Genomic DNA, 847 nt, shown 5'->3' with positions numbered 1-847 from the left:
CTGGGCCGCGGCGCCGCGGCTGCGGCAGAGGCGCTGCTGTTCGGCCAACCAAGCTTCGCGCAGTTTACGGTCACGTTCCGAGATTTCCGCGGCGACGGCGTCCTGGTTCGCCTTCACTTGCTGGAGTTGGGCTTGGATCCCGGGTTTGGCTGCTTGAAGCTGGGCGTTGAGACGAGTGGTGTCGGAGATGAGTTTGTCCACCTCCGCCTTCTTGGCAGCGGCGTCATCCCGGGCTGCCTTCTCACGCTCAAGTGCGGCGTCCGCCTTTGCCTTGAGATCGCGGATTTCCTGTTCGACGGCGGTGAGCCGGGCCTGGGAGTTCACGTTCGTCGCGCTCTGCTGCGTCAATTTCGTCATCGCGGCGTTCTGGCTGCGCATCGCTTGGTTGGCGAGGTCCATGGTTTCCGTGAGGTTGCCGCCGTCGTTCGATCCGAACAGCAAAGCGACGTTCGTTGGAACCCCTCCGGATTTATACGCCTGCGCCGCGATCTGGCCGATGAGCTTCTTGGTGTCGGTGATCTTTTGCTTGTCGTTTTCCAGTTGCTGGGTGATCTGGGCTTTACTCTGCTGCGCCAGATCCACGCGGGCGGCCAAGGCATCAGCCTCCTTGACTGCTGTGGCAACCTTGCCCTGGGCTTCGAGGAGTGCCTGCTGCGCCCCCGGAAGCTGTCCTTGGTAGACAACGAGGTCGCCAGCCGCCTTGGCGATGTTGGCGTCAACGAATTCCAGCGACTGCTGCACACGCGCCGATTCCGCGTTGAGGGCAGCCTGTTGGTCATCGAGATTGTCAGCGTGCGCCCCGGGCGCGGTGCCGAGGCTCGCGGCGAGCGCAATGGCCAGCACGGAG

1 pseudogene is annotated in these 847 nt (G+C 63.5%); it reads right to left on the bottom strand.

The annotated features are described in order from the left end of the window. Positions 1–847, bottom strand: a pseudogene (locus AHiyo1_RS26105) (peptidase M23); the annotation flags it as partial.

The organism is Arthrobacter sp. Hiyo1, from assembly GCF_001263615.2.
Taxonomy (GTDB): domain Bacteria; phylum Actinomycetota; class Actinomycetes; order Actinomycetales; family Micrococcaceae; genus Arthrobacter.
The sequence above is the reverse complement of the archived record's forward strand: the minus strand, read 5'-3'. Positions and strand labels throughout refer to the sequence as shown.